Source organism: Agromyces mediolanus (genome assembly GCF_014648575.1).
GTDB lineage: Bacteria > Actinomycetota > Actinomycetes > Actinomycetales > Microbacteriaceae > Agromyces > Agromyces mediolanus.
The window spans coordinates 1,219,893-1,237,366 of record NZ_BMRJ01000001.1 but is presented as its reverse complement, the minus strand read 5'-3'; the positions used below and the strand labels follow the sequence as shown (position 1 = coordinate 1,237,366).

Below are 17,474 nucleotides of genomic sequence, written 5' to 3'. Positions count from 1 at the left end.
GTCGGCCCGCGATCCCCGGTGCGGGCCGACGCCGGGGGTCTAGGCGGACTCCGCCGCGCGACGCAGCATCGGCCGCGTCGAGACGAGCCCCAGGGCGACGACGCCGATCCCGGCGGCGAGGACCCCGGCGATCACGAGCAGCGCGAGCGGCTGCACGATGAGCGTGATGCCCGTGAGCGGCAGCATGACGACCGCGGCGACCACGGCGGAGCCGATCGCGGTGATCCGCAGCGGCGACATCACGGCGCGGCGGCGGGCGGCGTCCATCGTCGGCTCAGGCATGCCGAGCATGTCGAGGGAGCGGTAGAGCTCGCGGCGGTCGAGGATCCCGGCGGCCTGGTTGACGCCGACGGAGCAGGCGACCATCAGGAACGAGCCGATGACGGTGATGAGGATGCCGGTGCGGATGTCGGTGATGAGCTCGAGCCCCTCGCGGTCCATCTCGCCCGAGCCGCCCATGGCGTCGATGAGCGCGATGCCGACGCCCGCGAACACGGCCATGAAGCTCGTCATCGCGACCCCGGACACCTGCCGCCAGGCGGCCTTCGGCGATTCGAGCACGCTGCGCGCGGCGAGGAGCTTCGCCGGCTTCGTGGCGCGCTTCGCCTGCCCCTGCGCGACGAGCCGGATCACCCACGGCCCGATGAGGTTCAGCACGGCCAGGGTGCCGCCGAACGCGGCGCCGAGGAACAGGAAGAGCACGGATGCCTCGCCGGCCAGCTGCAGCCCGCTCATCAGCCCGAAGGCGAGGACGATCACGGCGGCGCCGATCGCGATGCGCAGCCAGGAGAGCTTCGGGGCGTCCTGCCGCGTGCGCACGCCGAGCGGCGAGATCACGACCTGGCGCAGGCCGAGGACGGCGCTCACGACGGCGAGCAGCACGATGCCGAGCGGCACCACGAGGAGCACCGCGGCCGGCAGCAGCACCCCGTCGATGCCGAGCGGCTCGCCGCGGAACGGCACGAGCGCGATGCCGGGCATGATCGCGAAGTAGCCGACGATGCCGATCGCCGATCCCACGAGCGCGAGCATCGCCGACTCGATCACTGCGAGCGCGGAGACCGTCGCCGGGGTGGCGCCGAGCAGCCGCAGCGTCGCGAGGCGGTCGTCGCGGCGCCTGGCGGACAGCCGGGCGGCTGCGCCACCGAGCGAGGCGAGCGGCACCACGAGGAGCACGAGTGCGATGACGGCGAGCAGCTGGTAGCCGACGGCGGTGTCGTCCGTCCAGCGCCAGAACGACTGCGCACCGCCGATGACGGTGAGCAGCAGCGCCGTGACGATCGCGAACGCGGTGATCGGCAGCAGGAGGGTCGCCGCGCCGGAGGAGCCGGGGCGGGCGAGCAGCCAGGCGACGCGGCCGATCACGCCCGGCCTCCCGGTGCGGGCAGCGGCACCGCGGTGGCGCCGGGGGCGGGCGGGGCCGGGGCCGGCGGCGCGACGGGCGCCGGGTCGGCCGCCGCGCCGTTCGGCTGCGGCATCCGCTCGCCGACGATCAGGCCGTCGCGGACGTCGACGATGCGCGAGCAGCGCGCCGCGACCTCCGGGTCGTGCGTGACGAGCACGAGGGTGCGCCCCTGGCCGACGGTCGAGTGCAGCAGGGCGCCCATCACCTCGGCCGAGGTCGCCGAGTCGAGGGCGCCCGTCGGCTCGTCGGCGAACACGACGCTCGCGCCGGTGACCTGAGCCCGGGCGATCGCGACGCGCTGCGCCTGCCCGCCGGAGAGCTGACCGATGCGGCGGTCCTCGAGCCCGGCGAGGCCGAGCGCGGCGAGCCAGCCGCGGGAGTGCTCCTCGGCGCGAGCGCGCGGCATCCCGTTCAGCATGAGTGCGAGCGCGACGTTCTCGATCGCGGTGAGCTCGGGGATCAGGAGCCCCTGCTGGAAGACGAAGCCGAACGCCTCGCGGCGCAGCCGGGAGCGGTCGCGCTCGCCGAGCGAGTTCACCTGCACGCGGCCGGTGCCGCCGAGGAAGGAGACGGTGCCGGCGTCCGGCAGAGTGATGCCCGCGAGGCAGTGCAGGAGCGTCGTCTTGCCGGAGCCCGAGGCGCCCATGATCGCGAGCGACTCCCCGGTGCGCACGGCGAGCGACACCCCGGCGAGGGCGCGCGTCGGGCCGAAGGACTTCTCGAGGCCGGATGCCTCGATGACGAAGGAACTCATGCTTCGAGCCTGCCCGGCGAGCGGCGGACGGCGCGTCGGGCGCGGGCATGATCCGGGGCGCGAGGCGTCATCCGCCCGGATGACCCGCCCCGCCGCCGCTGGGATGACTCCCCGAACGACCGAGTTGCCCGACTTCCATGAAAGTCGGGCAACTCGGGGAGTGGGATCGTGGTGGGATGCCGCGCGGCGAGCGACCCCCATCGCTCGCCGCGCGGGCGGGCGCCGGCCCCAATCCGGCGCCCGGCGATCAGCGCGGGGTGGCCCGGCGGATCACGAGGAAGCCGGCGACCGCCGCCACCGCTGCGGCGGCGAGCCCGAGCAGGGTCAGCCCGATCGGGGTCAGCCCGACGAGCCACGTCCACACGGCCGGCCACGACTCGGTGAAGGTCAGCGTGGCGATCAGGATCAGCACGAGCGCGACGGTGCTGAACAGCAGCACCATCATGCCGCGCACCCGCCAGCGCATGTAGATCGTCGTCGCACTCGCGCCGATGAAGAGCACGAGGAGCTGCAGCACGAAGGTCGAGAAGAAGTCGAACCCCCAGCCGAGCTGCCCGTACCAGAGGGCGTCGAACATGCCCGCGCCGATCCACCAGCCGTTCGTGAGCTGCTCGAGCTGTACGAGCGTCGCGATCGCGACAGCCATCTCGGCCGAGACGAGCACGAATATCACGCTCATGCCGAGCCAGAAGTCGCGCCTGGTCGAGCCGAAGCCGAGGGCGAACGAGAAGGTGTAGGCGACGGCCTGCACGCCGACGACGACGAGGTACCACTGCGGCGAGAGCACGGCCCAGCTGTAGCGGAAGCCCTCGCGGGCCTCGTCCATCGGCGCCCCGGCGCCGCTCATGATGAGCGCGATCACCATGGTGACGGCCCAGGCGCCGCCGAGGATCATCCAGGGCACCCCGAAGAAGATCGTGGGGTTCACGGCGAGCAGGCGCACGATGCGCCAGACCTCTCCGACGCGGAGCCGGGGTGGCCCGAGCTCGCGCTCGGCGGTGGCGGTGGCGACGACGGTCATGCGGCGACCTCCTTCTCGGTCGCACCGGCGAGGTCGGCGCCGGTGAGGTGGACGATGAGCTGCTGGAGCGAGACCGGCGCGAGCTCGAGACCGAGCTCGGCGGCCCGGACGCGCTCCTCGCGGTCGAGACGGCCGTCGATGGTGACCGAGGCGAGCCCGCCGAGGCCCTCGCGGCCGATGATGGGCCGGCCCTGCACGAACTCCTCGACGACCGAGCGGGCGCCGGCGATCGTGGTCGCCTGTCCGCGCACCTCCTCGGCGTCGCGGTCGAGCAGGATGCGGCCCTGGTCGATCAGGATGACGTGCTCGAGGAGGTTCGCGACCTCGTCGATCAGGTGCGTCGAGAGCACGATGGTGCGGGGGCGCTCCGCGTAGTCCTCGAGCAGCCGGTCGTAGAAGATGTGCCGCGCGACCGCGTCGAGGCCGAGGTAGGGCTCGTCGAAGAAGGTGAGCGGGGCGCGGCTCGCGAGGCCGACGATGACGCCGACGGCGGAGAGCTGCCCGCGGGAGAGCTTCTTGATGGGCCGCTTCAGCGGGAGGCGGAAGTCGGCGATCAGGCGCTCGGCGAACTCGGCGTCCCAGTTCTCGAAGAACCACGGCGCCGAGGTGAAGACGTGCTTCGGCGTGAAGTCCTCGGGGTAGCGCTGCGACTCGGCGATGAAGCAGAGCCGGCGCAGCACGTCGGCGTGCTCGGCGGGCGTGCGGCCGAACACCTCGAGCTCGCCCTCGTTCGGGAAGAGCTGGCCGGTGAGCAGCTGCATGAGCGTCGTCTTGCCGGCGCCGTTGCGGCCGAGGAGGCCGTAGATGCGGTGCTCCTCGAGCGCGAAGTCGACGCGGTCGACGGCCGCGAAGGAGCCGTAGCGCTTGGTGAGACCGCTGGCGCGGACCACGGTGCTGGTCATGATGCGATCCTTTCCGCGCGGATGAGTGCCGCGAGGTCGTCGATGGTGATGCCGAGTTTCTCGGCCTCGATGATGAGCGGGCGGAGGTACTCCGCCGAGAAGTCGGCCCGCCGGCGCTCGACGAGCCGGTCACGGGCGCCCTCGGTCACGAACATGCCGATGCCCCTTCGTTTGACCACGATGCCGTCGTCGACAAGGCGGGTCACCCCTTTCAGTGCGGTCGCCGGATTGATCCGGTAGAACGCGGCGAACTCGTTCGTCGAGGGGATCTGCGCGCCTTCGGCGATGACCCCGTCGATGATGTCGTTCTCGATCTGCTCCGCGATCTGGAGGAAGATCGGGCGGGATTCGTCCATTCCGGCCTTCCTGTGCGTCGTCCCCGGGAACGAACCTTGGTTGGTTCATTACTTGTGTAACTAACCAACCACGTCGGCGCGCCGGTGTCAAGCGCCGCGCAGGAATCCGCCGCGACCTCCACCCGCCGCCGTGCTTCGCGCCGCTACGCTGCGGGCGCCTCCGCCGCAGCGCGCCGCGGCAGGCGCAGCCGGCCCTGGGCGAGCAGGATGCCGAGCAGCACGAGCAGGGCGCCGATCGGCTCGTGCCAGCCGAACCGCTCGCCGAGCAGCGCCACGCCGAGGGCGACCCCGACGACCGGGGTGACGTACGTCACCGTCGAGGTGCCGGTCGGGCCCCAGGCGCGCAGCACGTTGATGTTCCAGATGTAGGCGAAGCCCGTGCCGAGGATGCCGAGCGCGAGCAGTGAGGCGACGACCGCCCCGTCGAGCCGCACCGGCCCGAGCGCGAGCCACGGGGTGAGCGCGAGCATGACGAGCCCGGCGACCCCGATCGAGAGGAAGGCGAACGTCGCGGGCGCGATCGGTCGCTGGCTCAGGAACTTGCGCTGGTAGCCGAAGCTGAAGCCGTAGCAGGCCGTCGCGACGAGGCAGGCGAGCTGCCCCGCGAGGCTGCCGGTGAGGGCGTGGTACTGCCACGGCCCGATCACGACGACGACCCCGACGATGCCGATGCCGACGCCGACCCAGCGGCTGAGCCCGAGCCGTTCGACCCGGAACACGAGGGTCGCCATGAGCGCCGTCATGATCGGCGTCGTCGCGTTGTAGATCGACGCGAGGCTCGAGGAGACGTACTGCTCGGCCCACGCGAAGCACAGGTACGGGATGACACAGGTCGCGAACGAGACGACGAGGAAGTGCAGCCAGACGATCGGCTCCCGCGGCAGCACCGCACCGGGGCGGCCGTCGGCTCCCGGCACGCGCGGGCGCGTCACGGCGACGATCACGCCGAGGGTGAGGGCGCCGAGCAGCACCCGCGACCAGGCGATCTGCCCGAAGCTCACCCCGGCGAGCGCGAGCTTCATGAACAGGAAGCTCGCGCCCCAGACGACGCCCATGACGAGGAACTGCGCCCACGTCGACCACCGCTTCGGCCCGGAAGCGGGCACGACCGCGCCTCCGGCCGTGGCCGTCGCGGACGGTGCCGCGGGGGTGGCGTCCACCGAGGCGTCGCGGGGGTCGATGCTGCTCACCCGTCGAGGCTACGGCCGGCCGCCGACGGCCGGAACGGCCCGAGGCATCCCTGTCCGGAATCCGCCGAGGATCGGCAGCCGCGCCCGTCGCCCGCTCCCTGGCGGACCTGCCGCGAACGCCACCGAGCCGCCCGCGTCCGATGGAACGCGGGCGGCTCGGTCACGGGTGCCGGCGCGACGCGGGCAGGCGTTCCCGACGCGCCGAACGGGTGGCCCGGCGGCGCGCCCCCACGCGCCGCCGGGCGGATCAGTGCTCGCTCGCCTTCTCGGCGCCGATGCCCGTGAGCGAGCGGACCTCCATCTCCGACTGCTTCGCGGGGTCCTCCGTGCCGCGATCGAGCACGGTGCCGAGCCAGCCGAGGAAGAACGCCAGCGGGATCGAGACGATGCCCGGGTTCGAGAGCGGGAAGAACGCGAAGTCGATCGCGTCGGTCTTCAGCATCGAGGTCTCCGAGCCCGACACCACCGGCGAGAAGGCGATGAGCAGGATGGCGGAGGCGAGGCCGCCGTACATGCTCCACAGCGCGCCCTTCGTGGAGAAGCGCTTCCAGTACAGCGAGTAGACGATCGTCGGCAGGTTCGCCGAGGCCGCCACCGCGAAGGCGAGCGCCACGAGGAACGCGACGTTCTGCCCGTTCGCCCCGATGCCGCCGATGATCGCGACGATGCCGATGATCACCACCGTGCGCCGGGCGACCTTCACCTCGGCGCCCGCCGCCGGCTTGCCCTTCTTCACGACCGAGGCGTAGATGTCGTGCGCGAAGGAGGCGGCCGCCGTGATCGTGAGCCCGGCCACGACCGCGAGGATCGTCGCGAACGCGATCGCGGAGATGAGGCCGAGCAGCAGCGGGCCGCCGAGCGAGAACGCGAGCAGCGGCGCGGCGGAGTTCGGCCCGCCGGGCGCTGCGGCGATGACGGACGGCCCGACGAGCGCCGCGGCGCCGTAGCCGAGCACGAGGGTGAACACGTAGAAGATGCCGATCAGCCAGATCGCCCACACGACGGACTTGCGGGCCTCCTTCGCCGTCGGCACCGTGTAGAAGCGCATCAGCACGTGCGGCAGCGCCGCGGTGCCGAGCACGAGCGCGAGGCCGAGCGAGAGGAAGTCGACCTTCGAGAGGTCCGAGACGCCGTACTTCAGGCCCGGGTCGAGGATGGCGGGGTTCTCGGCGACGGCGACGGCCTGGTCGAGCAGCGCCGAGAAGTCGAAGCCGTTGATCGCGAGCACCCACACGGTCATCACGCCGGCGCCCGCGATGAGCAGCACCGCCTTGATGATCTGCACCCAGGTGGTGCCCTTCATGCCGCCGACGAGCACGTACAGGATCATCAGCGCGCCGACCACGGTGATCACGAGCGACTGGCCGAGGGTGTCGCTGATGCCGAGCAGGAGCGACACCAGGCCGCCCGCGCCCGCCATCTGCGCGAGCAGGTAGAAGAAGCAGACGACGAGGGTGGTGATGGCGGCGGCGATCCGCACGGGCTTCTGCTTCAGCCGGAACGACAGCACGTCGGCCATGGTGAAGCGCCCGGTGTTGCGCAGCAGCTCCGCGACCAGCAGGAGCGCGACGAGCCAGGCGACGAGGAAGCCGATCGAGTAGAGGAAGCCGTCGTACCCGGTCATCGCGATGGCGCCCACGATGCCGAGGAACGACGCGGCCGAGAGGTAGTCGCCCGCGATCGCCGAGCCGTTCTGGCCGCCCGTGAAGGAGCGGCCCGCGGCGTAGTAGTCGGCGGCGGTCTTGTTGTTCCGGCTCGCGCGGAACACGATGATCATCGTGATCGCGACGAAGGCGCCGAAGATCGCGATGTTGAGCCACGGCTCGCCAGGCGCGCTCGCGGTCGGCTCGGCGGCGTGACGCAGGCCGAGGGCCGCGGCGCTCATCGCGACACCTCCGCGTTCGAGGCATCCGCGATCTCCGCCTCGATCTCCTCGCGGATCTCGCTCGCGATCGGGTCGAGCCGACGATTGGCGAAGCTCACGTACCAGGTCGTCACCGCGAAGGTGGTGACGACCTGCGCGAGCCCGAGCAGCATCGCGACGTTCACGCTGCCGAAGACCGGCGTGGACATGAAGTCGTGCGCGTAGCTGGCGAGCAGCACGTAGGCGAGGTACCAGACCAGGCAGGCCGCCAGCACGGGGAACACGAACCCGCGCTGGCGCCTCCTCAACCGCTGGAACCGCTCCGACTGCTGGACCGCGCGGTAGTCGACGATGGGACGGTTCGTCTCCTCCGCGCTCAGGGCGTCGTTGCCCATGGCGTCTCCTTCGAGGTCGTCGGTGCGACATCGCACCGTGCGGCCCCTCGATGCCAGAGGCTGCGGGCCGCGGTGCGACCATGCTGCCGTCGCTCGCGGACCGCCGGGGGCCGACGCCGCTCGTCGTCGCCGAGCGGTCCCGATCGTGCGACGAACGGCGGCCGCTCGCGATGAACGATCGCTACGCTGGCCTGCATGCCCGAGTCCCTGGTGGTGGCCGCGGCGGCCGGCGTCGTCGCCGGCGCGCTCGCCGTGGGACTCGTCGTGCTGCTGCGCCGCCTCGTGGTCTCCTCGAAGGAGCTCGGCACCGAGGCGGAGCGCGCCACCTACCAGACGCTGCACCTCGCCTCCCGGGCGGCCGCGCACCTCCGCGGCGGCGTCGGCGTCGAGGACGCGAAGCGCGCGGGCCGGCACCTGAAGGCGCTGCTCGGCTGCGACACCCTCGCGATCGTCGACCCGGGCGGCGTCGTCGCGCTCGAGGGCGACGACGGCCTGCGCGAGACCGCCGCGGAGCTCGCCGCCGCCGCGCACGATTCGGGACGGCCGCAGGTGCAGCGCCGCGTGCCGCGCTCGGGGCGGGCGCGCCACGGCGCGCGGGAGACGGATGCCGTCGCGGCCCCCATCCTCGTCGGCCGCCGCCCGGTCGGGGCGATCGTCGCGTTCGCCGCCCCGGTGCGGGCCGAGCTCGTGCGCGCGACCGCGGAGGTCGCCGACTGGGTCGCCGCGCAGGTCGAGCTCGGCGAGCTGGATGCCTCCCGCACGGCGCTCGCCGAGGCCGAGGTGCGGGCGCTGCGGGCGCAGATCAGCCCGCACTTCATCTACAACTCGCTGAACGCGATCGCCTCGTTCATCAACACCGACCCCGCGCAGGCGCGCGAGCTCGTGCTGGAGTTCGCCGACTTCACGCGGTACTCGTTCCGGCGGCACGGGGAGTTCACGACGGTCGCCGACGAACTCGGCTCGATCGACAGCTACCTGCGCCTCGAGCGGGCGCGCTTCGGCGAGCGGCTGCGGGTGACCCTGCAGATCGCGCCGGAGGTGCTCGGCGCGGTGGTGCCGTTCCTGTCGATCCAGCCGCTCGTGGAGAACGCGGTGCGGCACGGCCTCGAGGCGAAGGAGGGCGGCGGCCGGATCACGATCACCGCCGAGGACTCGGGCGCGTACGCCGAGATCAGCGTCGAGGACGACGGCGTCGGCTTCGACCCGGAGCTCATCCGCGAGGTGCTGGCCGGCGGGCAGGGCGGCGCGCACGTCGGCCTGCGGAACGTCGACGCCCGGCTCCGCCAGGTGTACGGCGACGAGCACGGCCTCGTCGTCGAGACGGCCGTGGGCGCGGGCACCCTCGTGCGGATGCGGGTGCCGAAGGCGGCGCCGCCCCCGGTGCCGCTGTCCGAGCGGGATGGGAGACTCGAAGCGTGATCTCCGTCCTCGTCGCCGACGATGAGCAGCCCGCGATCGACGAGCTGGTGCACCTGCTCGGGCAGGATCCGCGCGTCGGCGTCATCCACCAGGCCTCCTCGGGGGCCGAGGCGGTGCGCCTGCTCACCCGCGAGCCGGTCGACGCGGCGTTCCTCGACATCCACATGCCCGGCCTCTCCGGCTTCGACCTGGCCCGCGCGCTGCAGCGCTTCGAGCACCGGCCGGCGCTCGTCTTCGTCACCGCCGACGAGGAGGGCGCGCTCGAGGCCTTCGACCTCGCCGCGGTCGACTACCTGCTGAAGCCCGTGCGCGCCGAGCGGCTGCAGCGCTCGGTGGGCCGCATCGTCGAGGCGCTGCGGCCGCCGGCGCCGGATGCCTCGCCGGCCGGTGAGATGATCGCGGTGCCGCTCGGCGGGACGACCCGGATGATCCGGCGCGACGAGGTGCGCTACGTGCAGGCACAGGGCGACTACGCCCGGCTGCACACCGAGGGCGGCACGCACCTCGTGCGGGTGCCGATCTCCGACCTCGAGAAGCAGTGGGCGGAGGCCGGCTTCGTGCGCGTGCACCGCTCGTACCTCGTCGCGCTCGCGCACGTCTCCCGGATCCGCCTCGGCTCGGACCACCCGGCCGTCGTCGTGGGCGACGTCGAACTGCCCGTGAGCCGCCGTATGCTGCCGGGCCTGCGCGACCGGCTCGCGCAGTCGAGCGTGCGGCCCCGCCCGTGAGCGAGCCGACCTGGTCCCCTGAGCCCGTCGAAGGGGAGCCCGTCGAAGGGGAACCAACCTGGTCCCCTGAGCCCGTCGAAGGGGAGCCGCGCCCTTCGACAAGCTCAGGGAACCAACACCCTTCGACAAGCTCAGGGAACCGGCACCCTTCGACAAGCTCAGGGAACCAGTCGAGCGCAGGGACCCGGCCCGCCCGCGTCCGCGTCACCGCGGCCGGCACGCCCCGCCCGGCGCCGCCGCGCGCCGCCCTCCGGCTCGACCGGCCGCCGGAGGCGCCGACGAGCGACATCCGCGGCGTCTACGTGCGGTCCCTCATCCGCTCGCAGCTGCGCCTCGGCCTCGTCTTCGCGGGCGGCTTCTGCGTCGCGACCGTCCTCTTCGTCGCCGCGATCGTGCTGGTGCCCGGGCTCGACGCGCAGTTCGTCGCCGGGGTCCCCGTCTCCTGGCTGCTGCTCGCCTTCGGCCTGTACCCGCTCGCCATCACCGTGGGCGTGCTCTACGCGCGAGCGGCCGCCCGAAACGAAGCGCGCTTCCGCCAGCTCGCCGAGGACGACGCGTGAACCCCGTCACCGGCTACACGGCGATCGCGGTGGTCTCGCTGGCCTCGGCGCTGATCGGATTCTACGGCCTGCGCGTCTCCCGCACGACGGGCGACTTCTACGTCGCGAGCCGCACGGTGCGACCGTGGTGGAACGCCTCCGCGATCGGCGGCGAGTACCTGTCCGCGGCCTCGTTCCTCGGCGTCGCGGGGCTCGTGCTGCTGAGCGGCTCGACGGGCTTCTGGTTCCCGATCGGCTACACCGCCGGCTACCTCATGCTGCTGCTCTTCGTCGCCGCGCCGCTCCGCCGCAGCGGCGCGTACACGATCCCCGACTTCACCGCCGCCCGACTCGAGTCGCGCTGGGTGCGCCGGGTGACGAGCACCCTCGTCATCCTCGTCGGCTGGTTCTACATCGTGCCGCAGCTGCAGGGCGCCGCGCTGACCGTGCGGATCACGACCGGGCTGCCGCCGTGGGCCGGCTCGCTCGCGGTCGCCGTGATCGTCGCGGTGGTCGTCGTCGCCGGCGGCATGCGCTCGATCACCTTCGTGCAGGCGTTCCAGTTCTGGCTGAAGCTCACGGCGCTCGCGGTGCCGGTGGTGGCGCTGCTCATCGTCGTCGCGGGTGGTGTCCCCGGCCTCGAGGCGCGGGCGGCGCTGGCCCCCGAGCTGGCGTTCCCGGCCGAGGCCGGGCCGCACGGGCTCGACGCGTACCGCACCGTGTCCCTGATGGTGGCGCTGCTCTTCGGCACGCTCGGCCTGCCGCACGTGCTCGTGCGCTTCTACACGAACCCGGATGGCGCGGCCGCCCGCCGCACGACGGTGATCGTGCTCGCCCTGCTCTCGGCGTTCTACGTGTTCCCGACGGTGTTCGGGCTGCTGGGCCGGGCGTTCGCCCCGGAGCTCGCCGAGCGCGGGCAGGCCGACGCGCTCGTGCTGCTCCTGCCCGGGCTGCTCGTGCCGGGCCCGTGGGGCGAGCTGCTCACCGCCCTCGTCGTCGGCGGGGCCTTCGCCGCCTTCCTCTCGACGAGCTCGGGCCTCGTGGTGTCTCTCGCGGGCGTCGTCAGCCAGGATCTGCTCGGCGGCAGCGTGCGCGGCTTCCGCATCGCGGCCGTGCTCTCGACGCTCGTGCCGCTCGCCGTCGCGCTCGTGACGGAGTCGGCGGGGCTCGCCGGCAGCGTCGGCCTCGTCTTCGCGTTCACCGCGTCGACGCTCTGCCCGGTGCTGCTGCTCGGCATCTGGTGGCGCGGGCTCACGGCGCGCGGCGCGATCGCCGGCATGGTGACGGGGGCGCTGCTGTCGGGCGGGGCGATCCTCGCGAGCGCCGCGGGCACGACGGCGGCCGCGCCCGGGTGGCTGCGGCCGCTCGTCGAGCAGCCGGCGGCATGGACGGTGCCGCTCGCGGTCGCGGTCATCGTGGTCGTCTCGCTCGCGGACCGGCGGCGGATGCCTCGCAGCGCCGACGCGTTCCTCGCCCGCCTGCACGTGCCTGAGCGGCTGCGCTGAGCGGAGCCGGGCCTCCCGCCCGGCCGCCCGCCGACACCGCCCGACCGCCCCGGCTAGGCTGGATCGGTGCTGCTGCCCGTCGCGATCTCCGTCCTCGTGGGCGCGTTCGCACAGCGCATCACCGGCATGGGCTTCGCCCTCATCGCCTCGCCGGCTCTCGTCATCCTGCTCGGCCCCTTCGACGGCGTCATCATCGTGAACGTCTGCGCCGTGCTGTCCTCGCTGCTCATCCTGCCGCGGGTGTGGAATCAGGTGGAGTGGCGCCGCTTCGCCTGGCTCGTCGTCCCCGCGCTCGTCGGCACCCTGTTCGGCACGCTCGCCGCGACGGCCATCCCGGGGCCCTGGCTGCAGCTCGGCATCGGCGCGCTCGTGATCGTGGCGCTCACCGTCACCCTCCTCGTGACCCGCACGGAGCACGTCGTGCACGGGGCGCCGCCGGCGATCCTCACGGGCGCGGCCTCGGGGTTCATGAACTCCGCGGCCGGCGTCGGCGGGCCCGCGCTCAGCGTCTACGCGGTCGCGAGCCGCTGGTCGCAGACGGGCTTCGCGGCGACCGCGCAGGCGTACTTCATCGTCATCGGCTCCGCGGCGCTCGCGAGCAAGCTCGCCACGACCGGCTGGCGGCTGCCCGAGCTGGAGCCGGGGGCCTGGCCCTGGGTGATCGCCGCGCTGCTCGTCGGCCTCGTGCTCGGCGAGCTGCTGCACACGCGGATCAGCCACCGCGCCGCCCGCATCGCGGTCATCGCGATCGCGTACCTCGGCGGCGCGGCCGCCCTCGTCGACGGCGCGCTCGAACTGCTCGGCTGAGGGCGCCGCCGCACTCACCCGCGCAGCAGCACCGGCCCGTCGCCGAGGGCCGCGAGCCGCGCCTCGAGCCCGGCGCGCACCTCGGGCCACTCGTCCACGATGACCGAGTACACCGCGCTGTCGCGCCAGCTGCCGTCGGCCCGGCGCTTGTCGCGCCGCATGACGCCGTCGAGCTTCGCCCCGAGCTTCTCGATCGCGCCGCGGGACCGGGCGTTCGCGGCATCCGCCTGGATCTTCACCCGGCCGAAGCCGTTCGCGAAGGCGAGCCCGAGCAGCAGCAGTTTCGCCTCGGGGTTCACGGCGGTGCCCCAGACGCGCGGATCGTAGCCCGTCCAGCCGATGTGCGTCGACTCGTTCGGCAGGTCGAAGTCGGCGAGCTTCGTCGCGCCGACGATGCGGCCGTCGTCCGGCCCGCCGATGAGGCGCACGGTGAAGGGCCGCTGCTCGGCGCCGGCTGTGCTGCCGTAGTAGCCGGTCGCCCATCGCTCGAACGCGGCGCGGTCGGCGGGGAGCCCGGCCGGACCGCCGCCATAGCCGCCGGCGAAGACCTCGGGGCGGGCGAGCGCCTCGAAGAGGCCGTCGAGGTCGTCGGGATGCCACGGCGAGAGCCGGATGCGGCTGCCTCGGAGTTCGGCGCGGGCGGGAAGGGTCGCGGTCACGGACCGAGTCTGGCACGCGCCGCGGCGGGGGCGCGAATGCCCCCTTCCCGTGCGGCTCGGCGTGTGCGACGATGACGGCGAAACCGCCATTCCGAGCGAGTACTGAGAGGACCGAGCATGGGTGCACTGGACGACGCGGCCAAGCAGGCCGGCGACTTCATCAACGAGAACAAGGACAAGATCAACGAGGCGCTGAAGAGCGAGCAGGCCGAGGGCATCAGCGACTCGGTGCTCGACGGCGTCGCCGGCTTCGCGAAGAAGGTCACGGGCGGCAAGTTCGACGAGCAGATCGACGGCGCGCGCGACTCGGTCGACGGCGCCATCGGCAACGAATAGCGCCACCGGACCACGCGACGAGGGGCGGATGCATCGGCATCCGCCCCTCGTCGTATGTTCGGGCCGCGGCGCGCCCCGGCGGGGCGGGCGCGCGTGCTCGCGCTAGTCGAGCAGGTCGTGCAGCTGCACGATCGCGTCGCGCTCGGGGCCGACGCCGATCGCCGAGATCCGCGAGCCGCTCATCGCCTCGAGCTCGCGCACGTACGCCTGCGCGTTCGCGGGGAGGTCGGCGAACTCGCGCGCGCCGGAGAGGTCCTCGGTCCAGCCGGGGAACTCCTCGTAGATCGGCTTCGCGTGGTGGAAGTCGGACTGCGAGACGGGCACCTCGTCGACCCGCTCGCCGTCGACGTCGTAGGCGACGCAGACCGGGATGCGCTCGATGCCGGTGAGCACGTCGAGCTTCGTGAGCACGAAGTCGGTGACGCCGTTGATGCGCGCCGCGTAGCGGGCGATCGGGGCGTCGTACCAGCCGGTGCGGCGGCGGCGGCCGGTCGTCGTGCCGAACTCGTGGCCGTTCTCGGTGAGGAAGTCGCCCCACTCGTCGAACAGCTCGGTCGGGAACGGGCCCGCCCCGACGCGCGTCGTGTACGCCTTGATGACCGCGATGACCCGGTCGATCTGATTCGGGGCGATGCCGGAGCCCGTGATCGCGCCGCCCGAGGTCGCGTTCGAGGACGTCACGAAGGGGTACGTGCCGTGGTCGACGTCGAGCATCGTGGCCTGGCCGCCCTCGAAGAGCACGGTCTCGCCGCGGCCGAGCGCCTGGTGCAGCTCGAGCGCCGTGTCGGTGACCATCGGGCGCAGCCGCTCGACGTAGCCGAGCAGCTCGTCGACGATCTCGTCGACGGCGATCGCGCGGCGGTTGTAGACCTTCACGAGCAGGTGGTTCTTCTGGTCGAGGGCTCCCTCGACCTTCTGCCGCAGGATGTTCTCGTCGAAGAGGTCCTGCATGCGGATGCCGACGCGGTTGATCTTGTCGGCGTAGCTCGGCCCGATGCCGCGACCGGTGGTGCCGATCTGGCGCTTGCCGAGGAAGCGCTCGGTCACCTTGTCGAGGGTGCGGTGGTACTGGGTGATGACGTGGGCGTTCGCCGAGATGCGGAGCTTCGAGACATCCACTCCGCGGCTCGCGAGGCCCTCGAGCTCCTCGAACAGCACCTCGATGTCGACGACGACGCCGTTCGCGATGACGGGCGTGACGCCCGGCGTCAGGATGCCCGAGGGCAGCAGGTGCAGGGCGTACTTCTCGTCGCCGACGACGACGGTGTGCCCGGCGTTGTTGCCGCCGTTGAACTTCACGACGTAGTCGAGACGGGAACCGAGGAGGTCGGTGGCCTTTCCCTTGCCTTCATCGCCCCACTGGGCTCCGACGAGTACGACCGCGGGCATATCAGTCCTCTCCTGCCGGCGGGGTCGCCGGGATCACGGTGATGAGCTGGGTCGGGGTGAACTCGCTCGCGATGCGGGCGGGCGCCTCGGAATCGGCGGCCTCGAGCTGCGCGGCGAGCGCCTCGGCGCGATCGCCGAGCCCGAGGGACAGCGCGGCGCGACGCTGGGCGTCGAGGGCGCGCAGGTAGGCGCGGTTGGGCTCCTCGGCCCAGCGCACGGGGTCGCCCTCGGTCCAGCCGGCCGCGGCCAGCTGGGCTCGGGCGAACTCGACGGATGCCGCGGCGAAGGCGTAGGCCTCGATGGCCCGCCCCTCGGAGTCGGCGAGGTCGGCGAGCTCGGCCCAGGCGAGGGGCGACGAGGGATGTTCGGCGACGACGGCCTGCACGGCGCTGCGGTCGCTCGTGGCGAGGGCCTCGCGCACCTCCGGCTCGTCGGCCAGGGTGATCTCGGTCTCCGCCGATGCTTCGTCAGGAGTCACACTCCACCATATCGCGAGGCCGCCCGGCGGCCCGGGAGGCGGCACGGGAGGGCGGCCGGCCTGCCGTGCGCGGCGCGGCCGTCGCGGCGCACCGGTCCGCGCACGCCACGGGGGCCGGGCCGTGCGACCCGACCCCCGTGGGCTCCGCGCTACTGCACGACGTTGAAGGCGTTGACGTTGCCCGCGCCGTAGAAGCCGTTGCGCGCGCCGCCGGTGCAGCTGGCCTCGTAGGCCGTCTCGCTGCCCGCCCACAGGGGCACCGGGTTGTACACCCCGGCCGGGCAGGCGAGCGGCGTCGCCGTGCGCTCGAGGAAGGACGCGAGCTGCCCCGGCTTCATGCCCGGGTGCGCCGAGACGGCGAGCGCCGCGACGCCGGCGGCGTGCGGCCCGGCCATCGAGGTGCCCTGCTTGTAGCCCCAGCCGCCGGGGACCGTCGACAGCACCCCGTCCGCGACGGTGCGGCTCGCGCCCTGCGTGCGGAAGCGGGTGTCACCGCCGGGGGCGGTCACGTCGACCACGCCCTGGCCGTACGAAGAGTAGTAGCTCTTCTGCTCGGTCGGGCCGACCGCCGACACGGTCACCACGCCCGGTGCCTCGGCGGGCAGGTCGCGGCAGGCGCCCGTGATGGTGCGGTCCTCGACCGGGGCGCTGCCGTCGTTCGGGCTCGTCGAGTCGACGAACTTGTGCTGCAGGTCGACGTTGCTGTTGCCCGCCGACGCCACCGTCAGCGTGCCCTTCGCCGAGGAGTAGCGCAGCGCCCGCTGCACGGCCTGCCACACGGGCCGCTGGCTCGGGTCGTTCACGCAGTTGAACTCCCACGGGTCGATGTAATAGCTGTTGTTCGTCACCGGCATGCCGTGATCGGCCGCCCAGAGGTAGCCGCAGATCGCCGCCTCGGGGTAGATGTAGCCGTCGTCGTTCACGACCTTCACCGCGGCCACCTTGACGCCCGGCGCGACGCCCGCGATGCCGACGCCGTTGATCGCCGCGGCGATCGTGCCCGCGACGTGGGTGCCGTGGTCCGAGGTCGTCGGGTTCCAGGCGGCCTCGGCCGTGTCGACGACGCCGCCGATGCAGGACGCGCTCTGCTCGTACGCGATCTGCGTGGTGAGGTCGGGATGGCTCGAGTCGATGCCTGAGTCGAGCACGCCCACGACGACCGAGGGATCGCCCGTCGTCACGCCGTGCGCCTCCGCGACGTCGATCTGCTGCATGTCCCACTGCAGGCCCCACAGCGGCTCGGCGGTGGGGTCGCCCGGCGCGCCGAGCGCCGTGGGGTCGACCGGGGCCGCGGCCTCGTCGTCGATGAGCGTGGTGCCGAGCCCGTCGGTCGCGGCGACCTCGAGGCCGCCGCCGACGCGCGAGGCGAAGTCGCCGGACGACGACCGCACGACGAGCACGCCGATCTGGTCGTACGCCGCGACGACAGTGCCGCCGGCGGCGTTCACCCGCTTCTGGGCGTTCTTCGTGCCCTGGCCCTGCGGCCCGAGCACCAGATAGCTGTGCTCCTGGCCGTCGTCGGCCGCGGCCGGGGTACCGGCTGCGCCCAGGAGGCCGATGGCGAGGACGGCGGCGCACGCCGTGCCGATCACCTTGCGATTCATTCCCTGTCTCCGTTCGAGGGGATATGGATGCACGGTCGACCACGTCGTCGACCGGGACCGGCCGTCCCGCGGGTCGCGGGCGCCCCGGCGTCGTCGCCGGGCTGGCCGATGCTCGCGAGTCTA

Annotated in this window: 18 protein-coding genes; 6 read left to right on the top strand and 12 right to left on the bottom strand. The window is 72.9% G+C overall.

What is annotated here, in order from left to right:
* Positions 1-39: 39 nt before the first annotated feature.
* The 8 genes from IEY71_RS05930 to IEY71_RS05895 all read right to left on the bottom strand — a co-directional run bounded on the left by IEY71_RS05930 (position 40) and on the right by IEY71_RS05895 (position 7,887).
* Complete coding sequence (locus IEY71_RS05930) at positions 40-1,365, bottom strand: FtsX-like permease family protein (RefSeq protein WP_189084334.1); 1,326 nt, start codon at positions 1,363-1,365, stop codon at positions 40-42.
* The gene (locus tag IEY71_RS05925) at positions 1,362-2,159 is read right to left on the bottom strand and encodes an ABC transporter ATP-binding protein (protein ID WP_189084333.1); all 798 of its coding nucleotides are present in this window, start codon (positions 2,157-2,159) and stop codon (positions 1,362-1,364) included. Before IEY71_RS05925 ends, IEY71_RS05930 begins: the two co-directional genes overlap by 4 nt.
* A 247-nt stretch (positions 2,160-2,406) precedes the next feature.
* Positions 2,407-3,180, bottom strand: coding sequence for a hypothetical protein (locus tag IEY71_RS05920; protein WP_189084332.1), 774 nt, complete (start codon positions 3,178-3,180; stop codon positions 2,407-2,409).
* Complete coding sequence (locus IEY71_RS05915; RefSeq protein ID WP_189084331.1) at positions 3,177-4,082, bottom strand: ABC transporter ATP-binding protein; 906 nt, start codon at positions 4,080-4,082, stop codon at positions 3,177-3,179. Before IEY71_RS05915 ends, IEY71_RS05920 begins: the two co-directional genes overlap by 4 nt.
* Positions 4,079-4,438, bottom strand: a complete 360-nt coding sequence (locus IEY71_RS05910) for a GntR family transcriptional regulator (protein ID WP_189084330.1) — start codon at positions 4,436-4,438, stop codon at positions 4,079-4,081. Before IEY71_RS05910 ends, IEY71_RS05915 begins: the two co-directional genes overlap by 4 nt.
* A 143-nt stretch (positions 4,439-4,581) precedes the next feature.
* Positions 4,582-5,493, bottom strand: coding sequence for a DMT family transporter (locus IEY71_RS05905; RefSeq protein ID WP_189085089.1), 912 nt, complete (start codon positions 5,491-5,493; stop codon positions 4,582-4,584).
* 382 nt (positions 5,494-5,875) lie between these two features.
* Entirely contained in the window at positions 5,876-7,513 is a 1,638-nt protein-coding gene (locus tag IEY71_RS05900; protein ID WP_189084329.1) for a monocarboxylic acid transporter, read from the bottom strand.
* Positions 7,510-7,887, bottom strand: coding sequence for a DUF485 domain-containing protein (locus IEY71_RS05895; RefSeq protein ID WP_189084328.1), 378 nt, complete (start codon positions 7,885-7,887; stop codon positions 7,510-7,512). The genes IEY71_RS05900 and IEY71_RS05895 overlap by 4 nt, the downstream gene beginning before the upstream one ends.
* A 195-nt stretch (positions 7,888-8,082) precedes the next feature.
* On the opposite strand from IEY71_RS05895, the gene IEY71_RS05890 reads away from it, so the two are divergent.
* The 5 genes from IEY71_RS05890 (at position 8,083) to IEY71_RS05870 (ending at position 12,885) form a co-directional block, all read left to right on the top strand.
* Entirely contained in the window at positions 8,083-9,306 is a 1,224-nt protein-coding gene (locus tag IEY71_RS05890) for a sensor histidine kinase (RefSeq protein WP_189084327.1), read from the top strand.
* Positions 9,303-10,034: a LytR/AlgR family response regulator transcription factor gene (locus IEY71_RS05885; RefSeq protein WP_189084326.1), complete on the top strand. Its 732-nt coding sequence runs from the start codon at positions 9,303-9,305 to the stop codon at positions 10,032-10,034. Before IEY71_RS05890 ends, IEY71_RS05885 begins: the two co-directional genes overlap by 4 nt.
* Positions 10,035-10,336: 302 nt before the next feature.
* Positions 10,337-10,594: a DUF485 domain-containing protein gene (locus tag IEY71_RS05880; protein WP_189084325.1), complete on the top strand. Its 258-nt coding sequence runs from the start codon at positions 10,337-10,339 to the stop codon at positions 10,592-10,594.
* Positions 10,591-12,078 (top strand): sodium/solute symporter, encoded by a 1,488-nt coding sequence (locus IEY71_RS05875; protein ID WP_189084324.1) that lies wholly within the window; start codon positions 10,591-10,593, stop codon positions 12,076-12,078. The genes IEY71_RS05880 and IEY71_RS05875 overlap by 4 nt, the downstream gene beginning before the upstream one ends.
* 66 nt (positions 12,079-12,144) lie before the next feature.
* Positions 12,145-12,885, top strand: a complete 741-nt coding sequence (locus IEY71_RS05870) for a sulfite exporter TauE/SafE family protein (RefSeq protein WP_189084323.1) — start codon at positions 12,145-12,147, stop codon at positions 12,883-12,885.
* A 14-nt stretch (positions 12,886-12,899) separates the two neighbouring features.
* Here the strand turns inward: IEY71_RS05870 and IEY71_RS05865 are convergent, their stop codons facing one another.
* A complete protein-coding gene (locus tag IEY71_RS05865) occupies positions 12,900-13,544 on the bottom strand; it encodes a GNAT family N-acetyltransferase (protein ID WP_229781539.1) in 645 nt (214 codons plus the stop codon).
* Between the two features lie 117 nt (positions 13,545-13,661).
* Between IEY71_RS05865 and IEY71_RS05860 the strand changes: the two genes are divergently transcribed.
* The gene (locus tag IEY71_RS05860) at positions 13,662-13,880 is read left to right on the top strand and encodes an antitoxin (RefSeq protein WP_189084321.1); all 219 of its coding nucleotides are present in this window, start codon (positions 13,662-13,664) and stop codon (positions 13,878-13,880) included.
* Between the two features lie 102 nt (positions 13,881-13,982).
* Here the strand turns inward: IEY71_RS05860 and IEY71_RS05855 are convergent, their stop codons facing one another.
* The 3 genes from IEY71_RS05855 to IEY71_RS05845 form a co-directional block, all read right to left on the bottom strand.
* Complete coding sequence (locus IEY71_RS05855) at positions 13,983-15,269, bottom strand: adenylosuccinate synthase (protein ID WP_189084320.1); 1,287 nt, start codon at positions 15,267-15,269, stop codon at positions 13,983-13,985.
* 1 nt (position 15,270) lies between these two features.
* On the bottom strand, positions 15,271-15,747 hold the full coding sequence (locus IEY71_RS05850) for a DUF3151 family protein (protein WP_189084319.1): 477 nt from the start codon (positions 15,745-15,747) through the stop codon (positions 15,271-15,273).
* A gap of 149 nt (positions 15,748-15,896) precedes the next feature.
* Positions 15,897-17,351, bottom strand: coding sequence for a S8 family peptidase (locus IEY71_RS05845; RefSeq protein WP_189084318.1), 1,455 nt, complete (start codon positions 17,349-17,351; stop codon positions 15,897-15,899).
* Positions 17,352-17,474 lie beyond the last annotated feature (123 nt).